2 rRNA genes are annotated in these 3458 nt (G+C 57.1%); both read right to left on the reverse strand.

Annotation, left to right across the window (positions count from 1 at the left end):
• Positions 1–7: 7 nt before the first annotated feature.
• Positions 8–124, reverse strand: a 5S ribosomal RNA gene (rrf, locus tag AWW66_RS31725).
• 83 nt (positions 125–207) lie between these two features.
• A 23S ribosomal RNA gene (locus tag AWW66_RS31730) occupies positions 208–3318 on the reverse strand.
• Positions 3319–3458 lie beyond the last annotated feature (140 nt).

The raw sequence follows: 3458 nt of genomic DNA on the forward strand, positions 1-3458 counted from the left end.
GAAGAATGTCCGGCGGCGTCCTACTCTCCCACACCCTCCCGAGTGCAGTACCATCGGCGCTGGAAGGCTTAGCTTCCGGGTTCGGAATGTAACCGGGCGTTTCCCCTCCGCCATAACCGCCGTAACCCTATCGACATATCAAACAACACCCAACACGGGTCTGCTGTTCGCTTGTCAAGAGTTGCACAGTGGACGCGTAGCAGCTTCGTAGTCAAGTCCTCGGCCTATTAGTACCGGTCAACTCAACCCGTTACCGAGCTTACATCTCCGGCCTATCAACCCAGTCGTCTCACTGGGGGCCTTACCCACACGAATGTGGTGGGATACCTCATCTTGAAGCGAGCTTCCCGCTTAGATGCTTTCAGCGGTTATCCCTTCCGAACGTAGCCAACCAGCCGTGCCCCTGGCGGGACAACTGGCACACCAGAGGTTCGTCCGTCCCGGTCCTCTCGTACTAGGGACAGCCCTTCTCAAGTATCCTACGCGCACGGCGGATAGAGACCGAACTGTCTCACGACGTTCTAAACCCAGCTCGCGTACCGCTTTAATGGGCGAACAGCCCAACCCTTGGGACCTGCTACAGCCCCAGGATGCGACGAGCCGACATCGAGGTGCCAAACCATCCCGTCGATATGGACTCTTGGGGAAGATCAGCCTGTTATCCCCGGGGTACCTTTTATCCGTTGAGCGACACCGCTTCCACACGCAAGTGCCGGATCACTAGTCCCGACTTTCGTCCCTGCTCGACCTGTCAGTCTCACAGTCAAGCTCCCTTGTGCACTTGCACTCAACACCTGATTGCCAACCAGGCTGAGGGAACCTTTGGGCGCCTCCGTTACCTTTTAGGAGGCAACCGCCCCAGTTAAACTACCCACCAGACACTGTCCCTGAACCGGATAACGGCCCGAAGTTAGATACCCGAATCAACCAGAGTGGTATTTCAAGATTGCCTCCACCCATACTGGCGTATGGACTTCACCGGCTCCCACCTATCCTACACAAGCTAACTCAAATACCAATGTCAAGCTATAGTAAAGGTCCCGGGGTCTTTTCGTCCTGCCGCGCGTAACGAGCATCTTTACTCGTACTGCAATTTCGCCGGGCCTGTGGTTGAGACAGTGGGGAAGTCGTTACGCCATTCGTGCAGGTCGGAACTTACCCGACAAGGAATTTCGCTACCTTAGGATGGTTATAGTTACCACCGCCGTTTACTGGCGCTTAAGTTCTCCGCTTCGCCCCGAAGAGCTAACAGGTCCCCTTAACGTTCCAGCACCGGGCAGGCGTCAGTCCATATACATCGAATTACTTCTTCGCATGGACCTGTGTTTTTAGTAAACAGTCGCTTCCCCCTGCTCTCTGCGGCCATACAACGCTCCACCCGCACGGGGCTTCACGTCTCCGGCCCCCCTTCTCCCTAAGTTACGGGGGCAATTTGCCGAGTTCCTTAACCACAGTTCACCCGATCGCCTTGGTATTCTCTACCTGACCACCTGTGTCGGTTTGGGGTACGGGCCGCTCGGAACTCGCTAGAGGCTTTTCTCGGCAGCATAGGATCACTGACTTCACCTGAATCGGCTCGGCATCACGTCTCAGCCATCATGTGTTGCGGATTTGCCTACAACACGGCCTACACGCTTACCCCGGCACAACCACCGGCCGGGCTCAGCTACCTTCCTGCGTCACCCCATCGCTTGACTACTACCCGCCAGGTTCCCAGCCTCCCCACCATCAGCCCGAAGGCATCCAGCAGCTCGGGTGGTTAGCACAACGAGGTTCATCACGGGCGCTCCTTCGCGGGTACGGGAATATCAACCCGTTGTCCATCGACTACGCCTCTCGGCCTCGCCTTAGGTCCCGACTCACCCAGGGCGGATTAACCTGGCCCTGGAACCCTTGGTCATCCGGCGGAAGGGTTTCTCACCCTTCTTTCGCTACTCATGCCTGCATTCTCACTCGTGCCGCGTCCACAACTCGATCACTCGGCTGCTTCACCCCCGGCACGACGCTCCCCTACCCATCCACACACCTGCACAGAAACCCGAAGGCTCCCGCGAAGTAAAAATGTGAATGCCACAGCTTCGGCGGTGTACTTGAGCCCCGCTACATTGTCGGCGCGGAACCACTTGACCAGTGAGCTATTACGCACTCTTTAAAGGGTGGCTGCTTCTAAGCCAACCTCCTGGTTGTCTATGCGACCCCACATCCTTTTCCACTTAGCACACGCTTAGGGGCCTTAGCTGGTGATCTGGGCTGTTTCCCTCTCGACTACGAAGCTTATCCCCCGCAGTCTCACTGCCGCGCTCTCACTTACCGGCATTCGGAGTTTGGCTGATTTCGGTAAGCTTGTGGGCCCCCTAGACCATCCAGTGCTCTACCTCCGGCAAGAAACACACGACGCTGCACCTAAATGCATTTCGGGGAGAACCAGCTATCACGGAGTTTGATTGGCCTTTCACCCCTAACCACAGGTCATCCCCCAACTTTTCAACGTTGGTGGGTTCGGCCCTCCACGCGGTCTTACCCGCGCTTCAGCCTGCCCATGGCTAGATCACTCCGCTTCGGGTCTAGGACACGCGACTGAATCGCCCTATTCAGACTCGCTTTCGCTACGGCTCCCCCACACGGGTTAACCTCGCCACATGCCACTAACTCGCAGGCTCATTCTTCAAAAGGCACGCCGTCACCCCGCAAGGCTCCGACGGATTGTAGGCGAACGGTTTCAGGTACTATTTCACTCCCCTCCCGGGGTACTTTTCACCATTCCCTCACGGTACTCGTCCGCTATCGGTCACCAGGAAGTATTTAGGCTTACCAGGTGGTCCTGGCAGATTCACGGCAGATTTCAGGAGTCCGCCGCTACTCGGGAACACCCACAGGAGACCAGCCACTTTCACCTACCGGACTCTCACCGTCTACGGTCAGCCTTCCCAGACTGTTCAGCTAGCAACTGGCTTTCTCACTCCTCCAACAGGTGTCAGCCTGTTGAGCAGGGTCCCACAACCCCGACCACGCAACCCCTGACAGGTATCACACGCAACCGGTTTAGCCTCATCCGCTTTCGCTCGCCACTACTCACGGAATCACTCAATTGTTTTCTCTTCCTACGGGTACTGAGATGTTTCACTTCCCCGCGTTCCCCCCACACACCCTATGAATTCAGGTGCGGGTGACATCACATGACTGATGCCAGGTTTCCCCATTCGGACACCCTGGGATCACAGCTTGGTTGACAGCTCCCCCAGGCCTATCGCGGCCTCCCACGTCCTTCATCGGCTCCTGGTGCCAAGGCATCCACCGTTCGCCCTTGACAACTTGACCACAAAGATGCTCGCGTCCACTGTGCAATTCTCAACAAACGACCAACCCACAACCCACAGCACCACACCAAGACCCGACCCACCGGCCGACGGTATGCGGCACCAGGCCATGCCTGGCAGCCCAACAAACCCTCCACAGAG

This window comes from Micromonospora rosaria (assembly GCF_001567585.1).
GTDB classification, from domain to species: domain Bacteria; phylum Actinomycetota; class Actinomycetes; order Mycobacteriales; family Micromonosporaceae; genus Micromonospora; species Micromonospora rosaria.